We start from the raw sequence: 14,889 nt of genomic DNA on the forward strand, positions 1-14,889 counted from the left end.
GGGCAGGACGGGCACGGCGGCCGCGAGGGCGCGCGTGACGGGGTGGTGCGGGTCGGTGAGCAGCTCGTGCGTCGGGCGGTCCTCCACGACGCGGCCGTCGTCGAGCACGAGGGTGCGCTCGCACAGGGCGGCGACGGCGGCGACGTCGTGGGAGACGAGCAGCAGCGCCGTGCCGTGCTGCTGCGACACGGTCCGCAGGGTGTCGAGCACGAGCGCGCGCAGCGGCAGGTCGAGGCCGCTGACCGGTTCGTCGGCGAGCAGCAGCCGCGGGCGCAGCACGAGGGCCCGGGCGAGCGCCACGCGTTGCGCCTGACCGCCGGACAGCTCCCGCGGCCGCGCGTCGCGCCGGTCGGCGGGCAGGCCCACGGCGTCCAGCGCCGCCTCGACGAGGTCGTGGGCGCAGCGGCGCTCCTGCGCGGTGCCGAGCCGCCGGACCGGCAGCCGCACGAGGTCGCGGACCGCCACCCGGGGGTCGAGCGTCGTGGCCGGGTCCTGCGGCACGTGCTGCACGAGCCGGCGGTACCAGCGCAGCCGCCGGGCGGGCGCCCGCCGCACGGCGCGGCCGTCGCACGTGATGCCCCCCGCCTCCAGCGGTTCGAGCGCCAGCAGGGCCCGGACCAGCGTGGTCTTGCCGGCTCCGGAGGCGCCGAGCAGGCCGACGCGCTCCCCGGCGGCGACGTCGAGGTCGACGCCGCGCAGGACGCGGCGGGTGAGGCCGGTGCCGTGCAGGAGGCTCACGCGGGGACCCGGGGACCGGCGACGGCGCGGGCCGCGGCCACGAGGGCGCGCGTGCGCTCGGCGCGCGGGGCCCGCAGCACGGCCGCGAAGCCCCCGCGCTCGACCACGCGGCCCTCGTCGAGGACGACGACCTCGTCGCACAGGGCTGCGGCCACCGCGATGTCGTGGGTGACGAACAGCAGCGAGCGCCCCGTCGCGGGCGACGTGTGGGTGCGCAGCAGGTCGACGACCCCGGCCTGGGTGACGACGTCGAGCGCCGTGGTGGGCTCGTCGGCGACGAGCAGGGCCGACGGTGCGGCCAGCGCCATGGCGAGGCAGGCCCGCTGCCGCTGGCCGCCCGACAGCTCCGAGGGCAGGGCCGCGGCGATCGCGGCCGGGTCGGTGAACCCGAGCGTGCGCAGCGTCTGCAGCACCGCGGCGCGGGTCCGCCCGCGCGGGTCGCGGCGCCCGAGGGCGAGCTGCCGGCCGACGGGCAGCAGGGGGTGCAGCGCACCGGAGGAGTCCTGCCGGACCGCACCCGGGCGCAGCCGGGCGGGCCGGCGCGCCGACGGCCTCGCCAGCACCTCCACCCCGTCGAGCCGGACGCTCCCGCGGGCCCGCAGCGCCGGCGGCAGCAGGCCCAGCACCGCCAGCGCGGTGAGCGACTTGCCGGAGCCGGACGGGCCGAGGACGGCCGTCCGGCGGCCCGCTGCGACCGCGAGGTCGACGCCGTCGACGAGGGTGGTCCCGGCCGCCTCGACCCGCAGGCCGCGCACGTCGAGCAGGGTCACGGCGCCTCCTCGTGGTCGCGGGCCGTCGTCGCCGCCACCCTAGCGGTCATGGGAGTCGTTATCACTCAGTCGGTCGGTGCGCGGCCGCCCTGGCCGCACCCTCACCACCGCCACCGCGGTGACGGAGTTCCCCCACGGTTCGCCCGGGGTTCGGGGTGCGCCCGGGCGGGGCGTCCTACGGTCGGCGCGTGAACCCCCGGCGCACCACCACGGCCCTCGCCCTCGTCGCCGTCCTCGGCGCCACCGCGGCCACCGGCGTCGCGAGCACGCCCGCGGCGGCCAGCGGACCCGCCGCGACCGGCGGCCCGGCCCGCTGCTCGGCGGCGGTCGCCCTGCGCGGGTTCGACGACCGGCTCGACGAGACGACCTTCCGGGGCCAGGACGTCGCGGGGCTGTCCGCGCTCGCCCCCGCGGGGTCGGGCCGCCTGTTCGCGCTGTCCGACCGCTCGGTGCTCTTCACCCTCGACGCCCGCCACGACGTCGTGGCCGCCGTCCCGCTGCGCGACGCCGCCGGGGCCGAGCTGGACAGCGAGGGCCTGGCCGCCGACCGCGACGGGAGCCTGTGGGTGTCCTCGGAGACGGGGCCGCAGGTGCTGCACGTCGCCCCGGACGGGCGGTTGCTGCCCGGCGCCCCCGACGTCCCGGCCGCGCTGCGCACCGCCCCCGCGGGCCGCGCCCCGGCGAACCAGTCGTTCGAGGGGCTGGCGCTGTCCGCCGACGGCCGCACCCTGACCGCGGCCGGCGAGGGCGCGCTCGCGGGCGACGCGACGGGCGTGCTGCGGTTCCAGACCTGGCGGCGCGACGGCGTCGGCGCCCCGTTCCGGCTGGGCCCGCAGCTGGCGTACGCGGCCGACCCGGGCCTCGGCGTGCCCGAGGTGGCGGCCACGCCCGACGGGCGGCTGCTCGTCCTGGAGCGCGGGTTCCTCGACCAGGTCGGCAACACCGTCCGGCTCTACGTCGTCGACCCGGCCGCGGCGCCGGACGTCGCGGCGGTCGGTGAGCTCGCGGCGGACGCCGCGCAGATCGTGCCGAAGACCCTCCTCGCCGACCTCGTCACGTGCCCGCCGCTCGGCGCGACCGCCGAGCAGCCGCAGCTGAACCCGTTGCTGGACAACGTCGAGGGCATGGTCGTCCGATCGGCGCGGGGTGAGCGCCGGCTGCGCGTGTCCCTCGTGAGCGACGACAACCAGCGGCCCACCCAGACGACGCGGCTGTACGACCTCGACGTGACGCTGCCCACCACCCGCTGAACCCGTCTCGCGGGTCGCGTCGGCGTGTGCTTACTCTGCGCGCACAGGCGCCGACAGCGAAGGAACCCTCCCCATGGCTCGCAGCACCGACGTCACCGCCCGACGCACCCCCCGCCGCCGGGCCCACGTGCTCGCCGTCGCCGCCCTCGCCCCGGCGCTGGCGGCCGGGACGGTCGTCGCCTCCGCGGGCGGCGCAGCGGCCGCCCCGGCCGGCCCGGGCCGCGGTGACGTCGTGGCCGTCGCCGCGACGGTGGCCGCCTGGGACGCGGCCGCGCCGCCGCGCGCCGTCAGCTACTCCCCCGCCGTGCCGCCGGGCGCCCGGATCGCCGTCGTGGAACTGCCGCGCACGACGGGCACGACGTTCGTGCTGGCGGTCAGCGGCCTGCAGCCCGGCCGCACCTACGGCGCGCACGTGCACGCCGCCGCCTGCGGGGCGACCGGTGCCGCCGCCGGCCCGCACTTCCAGCACGTGCCGGACCCGGTGCAGCCGAGCACCGACCCCGCGTACGCGAACCCCGAGAACGAGGTGTGGCTCGACGTCGCGGTGGGCGCGCGGGGTGCCGGGTACGCCACCGCGACCGTGCCGTGGCGGTTCGCGGACGATCGCCGCGGTCAGTCCCTCGTGATCCACGAGATGGCGACGGCCACCGACCCCGGCACGGCCGGGACCGCCGGCGGTCGGCTGGCCTGCCTGACCGTCCCGTTCTGACCGTCCCGTCCTCATCCGCCCGTCGTGGTCAGCCCGTCCTGACCGTCCTCAGCGCCGGCGCAGGGCGATCAGGCGGTCCAGCAGCGCGTAGCCGTCCACCCGCAACCCGTCGTGGTGGTACTCGTTCGTGACGAGGGTCCGGGCGCCGCGCACGGCGCGGGCCGTCGCGCGCGAGAACTCGTACGGCACGAAGAGGTCGTCGGGGTAGACCGCGGCGGCCACCGGGACCTCGTTGTGCGCGAGCACCTCGGGGTCGTAGAGGTCGGGCCAGTCGCTGCGCGCGGCGAGGAGGCCGGCGGCCTCGCGCAGCGGCACCAGGGCCGGGTCCTCGTCGAACTGCCAGGGGTAGACGTGCTCGCCCGTGAACCGGAACTCCCCGGGCGCGTCGAGGGCGAACTCCGCGAACTCCGCCCGGACGCGGTGCGCCGACCAGTTCGTCGCCGCCCCCTGCGCGTAGATCGCCTCGTGCAGCACCGCGTACAGCGGGGCGCCGGCGAACGACAGGACCGGGGCGACGTCGAGCAGGAACTCCTCCCGCAGCCGCCGGGTGCCGCGCACGGTCGTGAACGGCTGCTCGAGCAGCAGGTGCAGGGCGTCGAAGCGGGACGTGGCGCCCAGGTGGGTGCCCAACTGCCGGAACCGCCGCGAGGACAGCCGCTCGCCCGTCGGCAGCCGCTCGACCTCCCCGTCGAGGTGCGCCGCGACCGCCCGCGCGACGGCGTCGTCGCCCGGGTAGCGGGCGAAGAACTCCTCGTTGCGCTGCGCCGTCTGCCGGTAGGTGGCGCGGTAGACGTCGTCGGCCGTGGTCCGCAGCCCCGGCAGGCCCGCGGTGACGAACACCTCGCGCAGACCGGCGGCCGCGCGGGACAGGTAGCACGTCGCGACGAAACCGCCGAAGCTCTGCCCCAGCAGCGACCACTGCTCCCCGCCGAGCGCGGCGCGCAGCACCTCCGCGTCGGCCACGATCCCGTCCGCCCGGAAGTGCCGCAGGTGCTCCGCCTGCTCCTGCGGCGTCAGGCCCGCGAGGGTCTGCAGGTTCGCGGGCGAGGACAGCCCGGTGCCGCGCTGGTCGAGGAGCACGACGCGGTAGTCCTGCAGCGCGCGGTCCAGCCAGCCGCCCACGAGGTCCGGACGGGGTGAGCGGTGCCCCGGCCCGCCCTGCAGGAACACCAGCCGCGGCCGGTCCTCGCCGCCGTCGCGGACGTACTCGCGCGCGAACACCTCGAGACGGGCGTCCCCGGGCCCGGTGTGGTCGGGCGAGGCGTGGTCGGGCGAGGCGTGGTCGAGCGGGACCTCGACGACGTGGGCGTGGACGGTGTGGCCGTCGATGCGGTGGGTCTCGGTGTGCACGCGACGAGTCTGCCGTCCGGACGGCCCGCCGCTCAGCCCCGGGACGCGCGGCGCAGCAGCGGGGCCACCGTGGCGGGCAGCACCTCCTCCAGCACGATGACCGTGCTGGAGCGCAGGACGCCCGGCACCGCGAGGACGAGGTTGCCGACGCGGTGCAGGTCGCGCGTGTCCCGCGCGACGACGCGCGCCAGCAGGTCCCCGTCGCCCGTCGTAGCGAGCACCTCGACGACCTCGGGGATCGCGGCGATCCCGGCCGTCGTCGCCGCCGACTGCGCCTGGCTGATGGACAGGGTGACCAGGGCGAGCAGCGGGTAGCCCAGGGCGACCGGGTCGACGCGGCGGCTGGGCGGGCCGAGCGCGCCGGACTCCCGCAGCCGGCGCAGCCGCGCGTGCACGGTGTTGCGGGCCAGCCCGAGCGTGCCCGCGAGCGCCAGCACGGTGGCGTCCGGGTCGGCGTCGAGGGCGAGGAGGATCCGGGCGTCGGTCGCGTCCAGGGGCGGCACGGTGCCCAGTCTGCCGCCTCACGACCGGCCTCGGCTGCGCACCGTGCGCAGCCTCGCCGCGGTCTGTTGCGCAGGGTGGTGCGCGCGCCGAGGCTGACCGGGTGCCGACTCCCGCGACCCCGACCGTCCCCCTCGCCGAGTACCTCGGCCGCCGCCTGCTGCAGGCCGGGGTCGGGCACCTGTTCGGGGTGCCGGGCGACTTCAACCTCACGCTGCTCGACGGGCTCGCGCAGGTCGAGGGGCTGACGTGGGTGCACTCGCCGAACGAGCTGGGGGCCGGGTACGCCGCCGACGCGTACGCCCGCCGCCGCGGGCTGGCCGCGCTCGTGACGACGTACGGCGTCGGGGAGCTCAGCTGCCTCAACGCCGTGGCGGGCAGCGCGGCCGAGGACGTGCCCGTGCTGCACGTCGTGGGCTCGCCCGCGACGACGGCGGTCGCGCGCGGGGTGCTGCTGCACCACACGCTGGCCGACGGCGTCTTCGACCGGTTCTCGCAGGCCGCCGCGCAGGTCACCGTCGCGCAGGAGACGCTCACGCGCGAGCGCGCCGCCGAGCAGGTCGACGCCGTCGTCCTCGCGGCCCTCGTCCACCGCCGCCCCGCTTACCTGAGCGTGCCCGCGGACCTCGCCGGCCTCCCGGTGGACGCGGCCCGCCTGGCCACGCCGCTCGCGGCCGCGACCGGCCCGGCGGCGGTCGCGGCGTTCGCGGCCGACCTCGCGGCCCTGCTCGCCGACGCGCGGCGCCCCGTCCTGGTGGTCGGTCACCTGGTCGACCGGTTCGGGCTCGCGGGCGCCGTCCGGGCCATGGCCGAGGCCGCGGGCGTGCCGTTCGTGACGATGCTGTCCGCGAAGGGCTGCCTCGACGAGGACCACCCGCTGGCCGCTGGGACGTACGCGGGCACGATGGTCGACCCGGCCGCGGCCGCGCTGGTCGAGGCCTCCGACGCCGTCGTGCACCTCGGGGTGACCTTCACCGACGTGCTGTCGGGGTTCTTCACCCACCGGCCCGCCGACGCGCGCACGGTCCGGCTCACGGCCACCACCGCCGCGGTCGGGGACGGGCCCGCGCACGAGGTGGCGCTGACCGACGCGGTGAGCGTCCTGGCCGCGGAACTCCCCCGCACGCGGCGGCCGGTCCCCGCCCCGGCGGCCCCGCGGCCCGTCCCCGCGCCCGTCGAGCTGGGCGTGGGACCGCTGACGCAGCAGGCCTTCTGGTCGGTCGTGCAGGACTGGCTGCCCGCGGGGACGGCCGTGCTCGCCGACACCGGCACGTCGTTCTGGGGAGCGGCCGGGCTGCGGCTGCCCGCGGACACGGTGTTCGTCGGCCAGCCCGTCTGGAACTCCATCGGGTACGCGCTGCCCGCGGTGCTCGGCCAGGGCCTCGCGGACCCGGTGCGCCGCCCCGTGCTGTTCACGGGCGACGGGGCCGCGCAGATGACCGTGCAGGACCTGGGCAGCATCGCCGCGGCCGGCCTGCGCCCGGTCGTGGTCCTGCTGGACAACCGCGGCTACACGATCGAGCGCGCGCTGCAGAGCCCCACCGCGGGCTACAACGACGTGACGCCCTGGGACTGGCACGGGATCGCGGCCGCCCTCGTCGGGCCGGCGCTGACCCACCACGCCGTCGCGACGGCGGCGGAGCTCGCGCAGGCGCTGAAGGACGCCGCGGAGGACCGCGGTTCCCTCGTCCTGATCGAGGTCGCCCTCGGCGCCTTCGACGCGCCACCGCTGCTGCGCGCCCTCGCCGAGCGGAACGCCGCGACGGCGGGCTGAACCCGCTCCAGCCCGAGTCAGCCCGCCTCGGGCCCCCGCAACCGGCGCAGGGCGCGCTCGGCCAACGCGTCGCCCGCGACCGCACCCGCGCGGAACTCCTCCTCCGCGCCCGCCGCCTCACCGCGCTGCAGCAGCAGGACCCCGAGGTTGTGGTGGCAGTGGGTGTCCCCCGCGGCGATGCCCGCGCGGTAGGCGTCCTCCGCGGCGGCGAGGTCGACGTCCCCGGACGCGGGGTCGTCCCGCTCCCCACCCGCGAGGAGGTCGTCCCCCGCGAACAGGTTGCCCAGCGGCAGCCAGCACTCGCGCTGGCCGAGCTTCGCGCCGCGCTCCAGCTCGGCCCGCGCCTGCGGGCGGCGGCCCGTGCGCAGCAGGAGCTGGGCCAGGTCCGCCCGCGCCGCACCGCAGACGGCCGCCCCCTGCCGCAGCAGTGGTTCGAGCGCGACGTCACCCGTGCGCTGCCAGCGCCACGACGCCAGCAGGCCCACGGCGGGCAGGTGCCCGGCCGCGGCGGCCCGGTCCGCGGCGGCCTCGGCGGCCTCCGGCCGTCCCTGCTCGCGCCGCAGCTCCGCGAGCCGCAGGAAGCCCTCGGGGTCGCGGGCCTCCTCCCCGGCGCGGGTGTAGGCGTCCACGGCCCCGTCGAGGTCGCCGAGGTCCTCCAGGACCGCGCCGAGGTTCAGCCACGCGTCGGTCTCGCCGGCCGCCAGCGCGCGCCGGTACGCCTCGACCGCCTCCTCGGGGCGGCCGAGCTCGCGCACGGTGTTGCCGACGTTGAACCACACCCAGTCCTCGCCCAGGGCGATCGCCCGGCGGAAGCACTCCTCCGCCTCCTCCTGGCGGCCCTCGTCGGCCAGGTCGCAGCCGACGTCGACCAGCGCGTCGGCGGAACCGGACGCCCACGCGGCCCTCAGCCGCTGCCCCAGCTCGTCGGTCACGCGCGGAGCCTGCCACTCCGCCGAGGGCCGCGCACGGCTTCTCCCCCCGCCGCCGGTGCGGGCGGGCGGCGCGCGCATGAGCACGGCTGCGACGGGTAGCCAGCTCGCATGTCGCTCCCCTCCCGCGAACAGCTCGTGTCCGTCGCCGAGCAGTCCGAGGCGCAGCGCGGTGGCCGGCGCAGCATCCTGTCCCGGCAGAGCCGCGACCACGCCGACCTCGACGCCCTCATGACCGCCTACGACGCCGAACCCGACGCGGCCGCGCGCGGCCGCGTCGTCGCCGAGCTCGCCGAACGCGCGCTGCGGCACGCCTTCGCGGAGGAGACGGTGCTGTTCCCCGCCTACCGCCGGCACCTCCCGGAGGACGCCGACCTGACCGCCCACATCCAGGGCGACCACCAGCGCATCAACGAGCTGCTCGAGGCGCTGCAGACGGCGGACCCGCACGCGCCCGGGTACGACGCGCAGGTGCGGGAGGCGTTCGCCGTGATCCGGCACGACGCGCACGACGAGGAGGACGAGCTCCTCCCCCGGCTGCAGCGGGTCGCGAGCCCCGCGCAGCTGCGCGCCATCGGCAACGCGTGGGAGGTGCAGCGGCGGACGTCGCCCACGCGGCCGCACCCGAAGATCCCCCGCACGCCCCCCGGCAACGTGCTCACGGGGATCCCGCTGGCCGTCAGCGACCGCGTCAAGGACGGCGTCGACCACGCCCTGCCGCGGGGTTCCCGCGTCCGGACGGTGGCCCTGGCCGCGGGCGCGGGGCTCGTCGTGGCGGGAGTCCGCGCAGCACGCCGACGGTGAACCCGGGCCGGTCCGCCTGCGACGCAGACGGACCGGCGCGGCCGGGCGGGTCGGCCGTCAGCCCGCCGCGGGGGCTGCCGGCGCCGTGCGCGGCAGCAGGTCCAGCACGTCCCACCACGAGGAGACGACGGTGAGGACCCCCACCGCCTGCAGCGCGGCCTCGCGCTCGGCGCGCTCGTCCGCGGGGACGAACTGCAGGTTGCCGATGGTGGGCCAGCCGGCCCGCACGGCGGACGTCGCGCCGGGCACGGAGTCCTCCACGGCGACGGCCCGCCCGGGGCCGATGTCGAGCCGCTCGCCCGCGAACCGGTAGATCGCGGGGTCCGGCTTGCTCGTCGGGCGGGGCAGCGAGTCCTCCGCGCTGAACCGGCGCTCGGGCGGGAAGAACCCCGCCAGGCCCGTCACCTCGAAGCACGCGGCGATCCGGCCGTCGGCGCTGGAGCTGACCGCGGCCACGTCGTAGGCCCGGCCGATCGCCGTGAGCGGTTCCAGGACGTCGGGGTCGGGGCGCAGCGCCGTGCGCAGGTGCGCGGTGACGGCCGCGGCCTCCGCCTCGACCCACGCCTGCAGCGCGGCCGCGTCCAGCACCGGGGCGGAGCCGGCCGGGGCGGCGGCCGCCCCGGCCGGGCGCACGTCGTCCGCGACGCCGACGCCGTGCTCCACCGCGAGGGCGATGGCGGTGGACCGGAAGTTCAGGCCGGTCGTGGCCAGCCGCAGCTCCTCGGCGGTGTAGCGGCGCTCGACGCCGTGCTCGGCGAGGAACCGGTTGGTCACGTCGGTGGAGGCGACGAAGGCGGGTTCCTCGGACGGGAAGAGGTTCCCGTCGGCGTCGCACAGGACGCACGTCACGGCGTCCAGCGCGGCCCGCACCTGCTCGACGTCCGTCGACGAGGTGGTCGTCCGGGAGGGTGCGCTCACGCCGCCGTCCCCTCCGCCTGCGTCAGCACGTCGGGCGCACGCAGCCGCTCGGCGGCCTCGAGCGGGCCTTCTTCGAGCGCCTGCAGCGCAGCGGTCAGCTCCGCCGCGAGGCGGGCGCTGTCGCCCAGGGTGCCGAACAGCCCGCTCCCCTCGAGGAAGGGGTGCGGGTCCGTGCCGCCGGCCCGCGCCAGCTGCGACAGCCGGTCCGCCTCCGCGTCGGCGATCTCGATGGGCGCACCGGCGTAGTCGGTGCCCCGCAGGTAGCGCAGCCACGCCGCCGTCGCGAGCACCACGTGGCCACGGGGGCGGTCCTGGTCCAGCGCCTGCTGCAGGCTGGGCAGGACGTAGCTCGGGACCTTCGTGCTGCCCCGGCGGGCGAGGCGGTCCAGTCCGTCGCTGAGCCGGGCGTTGGAGAACCGCTCGACGAGCGTCGCGCGGTAGGCCGCGAGGTCGATGCCGGGCACCGCGAGGAGCAGCGCGGCGACCTCCTCGAGGTAGCCCTCGACGAACCCCCGCATGCGCGGGTCGGCCATCGCCTCGTCGGTCGTGCGGAACCCCGCCAGGTGCCCGAGGTAGGCCAGGGCGCAGTGCGAGCCGTTGAGCAGCCGGGTCTTCATGACCTCGTACGGCGTGACGTTGTCGACGAACTGCACCCCGACCTCCTCCAGCGGGGGCCGGCCCGCGCAGAAGCAGTCCTCGACGATCCACTGCGAGAAGGGTTCGGTGATGACGGGCCACGTGTCGTCCAGGCCGTGCTCGCGGGCGATCGCCTCGCGCTCCCCGGGCGTGGTCTCGGGCGTGATGCGGTCGACCATGCTGCTGGGGAACGCGACGTGCTCCGCGATCCACTCCGCGAGGCCGGCGTCGCGCAGCCGGGCCGTCGCGAGCACGGCCGCCCGCGCCACGTCTCCGTTGTGCTGCACGTTGTCGCAGGACAGGACGGTGAACGGCCCGACCCCCGCCGCCCGCCGGCGCGCCAGCGCCTCGACGAGGAACCCGAACGCCGTCCCGGGCGTCGACGGCGTCTCGACGTCCGCGACCACGTCGGGGTCGTCGCGGTCGGGCTCGCCCTGCGGGTAGCTGGTCCCCGTGATGGTCAGGGTGACCAGGCGGGTCCGCGGGTCGGCGAGGCGGTCGAGCACCGCACCCGGGTCGTCCGGCGCGTAGTGGTAGTCCGTGAGGACCCCGACCACGTGCACCTGGTCGGTCTCGGGGCCCCGCTCGACGACGGCGTAGAGGTTGTCCTGGCCGGCCAGCGCGTCACGCATCCGCGGGCTGTGCAGCCCGACCCCGACCACACCCCACTCGGTGGAGCGGCCGCTGCGGGCGAGGTCGTCGAAGTACACGGCCTGGTGGGCGCGGTGGAAGCCGCCGACCCCGATGTGGACGACCGCGGGCACGAGGGCGTCCCGGTCGTAGGCGGGGACGTCGACGGCGGGGTGCAGGTCGTCCAGCCGGTCGGGCGTCAGGGGGACGGCGGCGGGCGCCGCGTCGGGGGAGCTGCTCAAGGGTTCGCGTCCTGGGGGTGCCGTGGGGAGTGAGCCCCGTGCTCGCACCGGTCCTCGGGACCGGGTGCGCGGCCAGGTGTTTCGACCGCGCTCCGCCGGGTACCCGCCGGACGACGACGCAAACGGGTCCGTCGCACCACGGCGCCCTCCCCCCGACGACAGGAACACGCGATGACCGAGCAGTCGTCAGCGCGCGGGACCGCCCCCGGCGTGCCCGCCGAGCTCTCCCGGTTCGTGGTCGGCGACCACCCCCTGGACGAGGTGCTGCGCCGCGTCGCCGACGAGGGGCTGCGGCACATCCCCCAGGCGGACGAGGTCTCCGTGACGCTGCTCGGCCGCGGCGGGCGCGGGACCAGCGTGGCGTTCACGGGCCGCCTGGCCGTGGCGCTGGACGAGCGTCAGTACGACGACGGCTTCGGCCCGTGCGTGGACGCGGCCCAGAGCGGGATCAGCGTCAGCGTCGGCGACACCGCGGCCCCCGACCAGCTCTACCCGGACTACGCCGCCGTCGCCCGCCGCCACGGCGTCACGAGCAGCGTCTCGAGCGGGCTGACGACCCAGCACGTCATGGGCGGCGTGAACGTCTACTGCACCGACGGCCGGCCCCTGGCGGAGGAGACCGTGCGGCTCACGGAGGAGTTCGCCGACGTCGCCTCGGCCGCCGTGGCCAACGCCGCGCTGCACGCCGAGGCCGTCGCGGAGGCCGAGCACCTGCGCACCGCGATGGAGTCGCGCGCCGTCATCGAGCAGGCCAAGGGCATCGTCATGGCCCTGCACGGCTGCGACGCCGACGAGGCGTTCCGCCAGCTGTCACGGACCTCGCAGAACGCCAACCGCAAGCTGCGCGACGTGGCGGCGGACCTCGTGGCCGCGGCCACGACGGGGCAGCTCACCCGCTGATCGTCAGGACGATGAGCGCGACGTTGAGGGTGACGACCGCGACGACGGCGAGGACCGCGAGGGCGCTGACGACGCGGCCGTTGGCGTCGGCCCCCATGAGGGCCCGGCTGCCCGTGAGGCGCACGAGCGGGATGATCGCGAAGGGGATGCCGAAGCTCAGCACGACCTGGCTGATGACGAGGGCGCGCGTGGGGTCGACGCCCAGGCCGAGGCACAGCAGCGCGGGGATCAGCGTCACGACGCGGCGCACGAGCAGGGGCACGTGCACCTTGAGCAGGCCCTGCATGATGACGGCCCCCGCGTAGGCGCCCACGGAGGTCGACGCGAGCCCCGAGGCCAGCAGGCCGACGGCGAACAGCAGGCCGACCCCGACGCCGACGTTGGCGACGACGGCGGCGTGGGCGCCCTCGAGGGTGTCGGTGCCCTCCACGCCCCGCAGCGCGGAGGCCGCGAGCAGCAGCATCGAGATGTTGACGAGGCCAGCCACGACGAGGGCCGCGACGACGTCGACCCGGGTGGCCGCCAGGACGCGGCGGCGCTGGGCCGGGGCGACGGGCCCGTGGTGGTCGCGCGCGATCGCCGAGTGCAGGTAGATCGCGTGCGGCATCACGGTCGCGCCCAGCATGCTGGCGGCGAGCAGCACCGTGTCGGCGCCCGCGAAGCGGGGCACGAGTCCGGCGGCCGCCTCGGCCGGGTCCGGCGGCGCGAAGACGACCCCGGTGACGAAGCCGACGACGATGACCGCGAGCAGCGCGACGACCGCGAACTCGAAGCGGCGCACGCCGTTGTGCGACTGCAGGGCCAGCAGCCCCAGCGACACGGCACCCACCAGGACGCCCCCGACGACGAGCGGGGTCCCGAACAGCAGCTGGAGCGCGACCGCGCCGCCGATCACCTCGGCCAGGTCGGTGGCCGCGGCGACGAGCTCCGCCTGGCCCCAGTAGGCCAGCCGGGCCCTGCGGCCCAGCCGGTCGCGCAGCACCTCGGGCAGGGTCGAGCCGGTGACGACGCTGAGCTTCGCGGACAGGTACTGCACGAGGACGGCCATCGCGTTGGCGACGACCAGCACCCACAGCAGCAGGTAGCCGTAGCGCGCACCGGCCGTGAGGTTCGCGGCGACGTTGCCGGGGTCCACGTAGGCGATGGCCGCGACGAACGCCGGGCCGAGCAGGCGCAGGAAGCTGGCGCGGGGCGGCCGGGTGGGCCGCAAGGCGCGCTCGGTGCTCGTCACCAGGGCATCGTGACACGAAGTTCGGCGCGCCGAACTCCGATGTTCGGCATTGCTCCGGACGACGCGGCCACCGCCGGGCCGGATCGCCGGAGTCGCCCCCCGGCGGGGCCGGCGCGCGCTAGCGTCCGACGGCAGCCGGCGCCGTCGGCCCGGGCCGAGGAGGGCGTGTGCGACACCGCTGGCCCGTGCTCGCCGCCGTGCTCGGCTCGGTGCTGGCCGTGACGGCGACGGTGACCGGCCTGCCCGACCGCACCGAGGCCGCCGCGCCGCTGCGCCTGCTGACCGACGCCTCGTGGCGACCGCCGCTGCCGGCGGGAGCCGTGTCCGACGAGGCGTGGCTCGCGCAGGGCACGGTCCCGGGCGCGGACGGGCCGTGGGGCCCCACCGTGCGCCAGGCGCTGCTCGACCTGCGCGGCCTCAGCCAGGCCAACGGCGCCGTCGAGGCCGCCCCCGCCGGCATCTGGCGCTACGCCTGGCCCCGGGACTCCGCCTTCGCCGCCGTCGCGCTGTCCGCCACGGGGCACCGCGACGACGCGCTGGCCACGCTGGGCTTCCTCGCCGAGGTCCAGCTCGACGACGGCGGCTTCGAGGCCCGCTACCGGCTGGACGGCGCGGGCCCGCCCGACGACCGGCGCCGGCAGGCCGACGGCGCGGGCTGGGCCCTGTGGGCGCTGGGCGAGGTCGTCGCGGACGCGCCGGACGCCGCCACCGCGCGCGCGGAGCTGGCGCCCCTGGAACCCCTGCTCGACGGCGCCACGGACTTCCTGCTGGAGCGCAGCCGGGACGGCCGGCGGCTGCCCGAGCCCTCCTCCGACTACTGGGAGCGCCCCGAGGCCGACCTGACCCTGGGCTCCGCGGCCGCGGAGCTCGCCGGGCTGCGGGCCGCCGCGGAGCTCTGGCCGGTCGCGGGCGAGGCGGCCCGGGGCCGCGAGACCGGCCGGGCGGCGCAGCGGCTCGCGGGGCTCGTGCGGGCGGAGTTCGGCCCGGGCGGGTACCAGCGCTACGCCGACGGCGGCGGCCGCGACGCCGCGGTGACCTTCCTGCTGCCGCCCTTCGCCGACACCGTCGACCCGGCGGTCCTCGACGCCCTGCGCCGCTACGAGACCGAGGCCCGGCGGCCCGCGGGCGGGCTGGCGCCGGGGGCGGGCTGGAAGTCCGACGGGACGTCCTGGACGCCCGAGACCGCGCTGACCGCCTACGCGCTCGCCGCCAGCGGCCAGGACGCCGACGCGGCGCGCTGGCTGGACTGGCTCGCGGCGCACCGCACGGCCTGGGGCAGCCTGCCCGAGAAGGTCCGCGCCGACGGGGCGCCGGCGGGCCCGGCACCGCTGGGCTGGACCGCCGCGAGCGTCGTGCTCGCGGTCGACGCCCTCGGCTGAGGACGCCGCGGCGCGCGGGAGTCCGCCACCACCCCCACCCAGACGTTCGTCGGTCTCCACCTCTTGCGCACCGGGAGCGGTGGTTGTTAGCGTCCCCTCGGCTGCAGCTAGCGCAGCTCCTCGTACGT

The 14,889-nt window shown here is 77.4% G+C and carries 14 protein-coding genes; 6 read left to right on the forward strand and 8 right to left on the reverse strand.

Annotated elements, in window-relative coordinates; genetic code table 11:
- Window positions 1-738: ATP-binding cassette domain-containing protein (locus tag GTR02_RS05255; RefSeq protein WP_166606424.1), on the reverse strand; the 738-nt coding region annotated here is incomplete at its 3' end.
- Complete coding sequence (locus GTR02_RS05260; RefSeq protein ID WP_166606425.1) at window positions 735-1,508, reverse strand: ATP-binding cassette domain-containing protein; 774 nt, start codon at window positions 1,506-1,508, stop codon at window positions 735-737. The genes GTR02_RS05260 and GTR02_RS05255, both read right to left, overlap by 4 nt.
- A 188-nt stretch (window positions 1,509-1,696) precedes the next feature.
- Here GTR02_RS05260 and GTR02_RS05265 point away from each other — a divergent pair, with 188 nt between their 5' ends.
- Together GTR02_RS05265 and GTR02_RS05270 are read left to right on the forward strand one after the other, a co-directional pair.
- A complete protein-coding gene (locus tag GTR02_RS05265) occupies window positions 1,697-2,758 on the forward strand; it encodes an esterase-like activity of phytase family protein (RefSeq protein ID WP_166606426.1) in 1,062 nt (353 codons plus the stop codon).
- 73 nt (window positions 2,759-2,831) lie between these two features.
- Window positions 2,832-3,467, forward strand: a complete 636-nt coding sequence (locus tag GTR02_RS05270; protein ID WP_166606427.1) for a superoxide dismutase family protein — start codon at window positions 2,832-2,834, stop codon at window positions 3,465-3,467.
- Between the two features lie 48 nt (window positions 3,468-3,515).
- Here GTR02_RS05270 and GTR02_RS05275 read toward each other — a convergent pair whose 3' ends face one another.
- Together GTR02_RS05275 and GTR02_RS05280 are read right to left on the reverse strand one after the other, a co-directional pair.
- Window positions 3,516-4,817, reverse strand: coding sequence for an alpha/beta fold hydrolase (locus GTR02_RS05275; protein WP_166606428.1), 1,302 nt, complete (start codon window positions 4,815-4,817; stop codon window positions 3,516-3,518).
- 32 nt (window positions 4,818-4,849) lie between these two features.
- Window positions 4,850-5,329 carry an Lrp/AsnC family transcriptional regulator gene (locus GTR02_RS05280; protein WP_166606445.1) on the reverse strand — a complete coding sequence of 160 codons (480 nt, stop codon included), beginning with the start codon at window positions 5,327-5,329 and terminating at the stop codon, window positions 4,850-4,852.
- A 92-nt stretch (window positions 5,330-5,421) separates the two neighbouring features.
- Here GTR02_RS05280 and GTR02_RS24185 point away from each other — a divergent pair, with 92 nt between their 5' ends.
- Entirely contained in the window at window positions 5,422-7,092 is a 1,671-nt protein-coding gene (locus tag GTR02_RS24185; RefSeq protein ID WP_166606429.1) for a thiamine pyrophosphate-binding protein, read from the forward strand.
- A 17-nt stretch (window positions 7,093-7,109) separates the two neighbouring features.
- Here the strand turns inward: GTR02_RS24185 and GTR02_RS05290 are convergent, their stop codons facing one another.
- A complete protein-coding gene (locus tag GTR02_RS05290; RefSeq protein WP_205708679.1) occupies window positions 7,110-8,024 on the reverse strand; it encodes a tetratricopeptide repeat protein in 915 nt (304 codons plus the stop codon).
- Window positions 8,025-8,132: 108 nt separating this feature from the next.
- Here GTR02_RS05290 and GTR02_RS05295 point away from each other — a divergent pair, with 108 nt between their 5' ends.
- Window positions 8,133-8,825: a hemerythrin domain-containing protein gene (locus tag GTR02_RS05295; protein ID WP_166606430.1), complete on the forward strand. Its 693-nt coding sequence runs from the start codon at window positions 8,133-8,135 to the stop codon at window positions 8,823-8,825.
- A 57-nt stretch (window positions 8,826-8,882) separates the two neighbouring features.
- Here GTR02_RS05295 and GTR02_RS05300 read toward each other — a convergent pair whose 3' ends face one another.
- Entirely contained in the window at window positions 8,883-9,695 is an 813-nt protein-coding gene (locus tag GTR02_RS05300; RefSeq protein ID WP_166606447.1) for an HAD family hydrolase, read from the reverse strand.
- Window positions 9,696-9,739: 44 nt separating this feature from the next.
- Window positions 9,740-11,251 (reverse strand): mannitol dehydrogenase family protein, encoded by a 1,512-nt coding sequence (locus GTR02_RS05305; protein WP_166606431.1) that lies wholly within the window; start codon window positions 11,249-11,251, stop codon window positions 9,740-9,742.
- 171 nt (window positions 11,252-11,422) lie between these two features.
- On the opposite strand from GTR02_RS05305, the gene GTR02_RS05310 reads away from it, so the two are divergent.
- Window positions 11,423-12,151: an ANTAR domain-containing protein gene (locus tag GTR02_RS05310; RefSeq protein WP_166606432.1), complete on the forward strand. Its 729-nt coding sequence runs from the start codon at window positions 11,423-11,425 to the stop codon at window positions 12,149-12,151.
- Here the strand turns inward: GTR02_RS05310 and GTR02_RS05315 are convergent.
- Complete coding sequence (locus GTR02_RS05315) at window positions 12,141-13,382, reverse strand: Nramp family divalent metal transporter (RefSeq protein ID WP_338073597.1); 1,242 nt, start codon at window positions 13,380-13,382, stop codon at window positions 12,141-12,143. The two genes, GTR02_RS05310 and GTR02_RS05315, sit on opposite strands and share 11 nt — an antisense overlap.
- Before the next feature lie 167 nt (window positions 13,383-13,549).
- On the opposite strand from GTR02_RS05315, the gene GTR02_RS05320 reads away from it, so the two are divergent.
- The gene (locus GTR02_RS05320; RefSeq protein ID WP_166606433.1) at window positions 13,550-14,761 is read left to right on the forward strand and encodes a glycoside hydrolase family 15 protein; all 1,212 of its coding nucleotides are present in this window, start codon (window positions 13,550-13,552) and stop codon (window positions 14,759-14,761) included.
- Window positions 14,762-14,889 lie beyond the last annotated feature (128 nt).

Source organism: Kineococcus siccus (assembly GCF_009906795.1).
In the GTDB taxonomy this organism is placed as follows: Bacteria; Actinomycetota; Actinomycetes; order Actinomycetales; family Kineococcaceae; genus Kineococcus; species Kineococcus siccus.

Excerpts from the sequence above, each read along its gene's own strand:
- GTR02_RS05270 (WP_166606427.1), top strand. The coding sequence starts at position 2,832 with ATGGCTCGCAGCACCGACGTCACCGCCCGACGCACCCCCCGCCGCCGG.
- GTR02_RS05295 (WP_166606430.1), top strand. The coding sequence starts at position 8,133 with ATGTCGCTCCCCTCCCGCGAACAGCTCGTGTCCGTCGCCGAGCAGTCC.
- GTR02_RS05310 (WP_166606432.1), top strand. The coding sequence starts at position 11,423 with ATGACCGAGCAGTCGTCAGCGCGCGGGACCGCCCCCGGCGTGCCCGCC.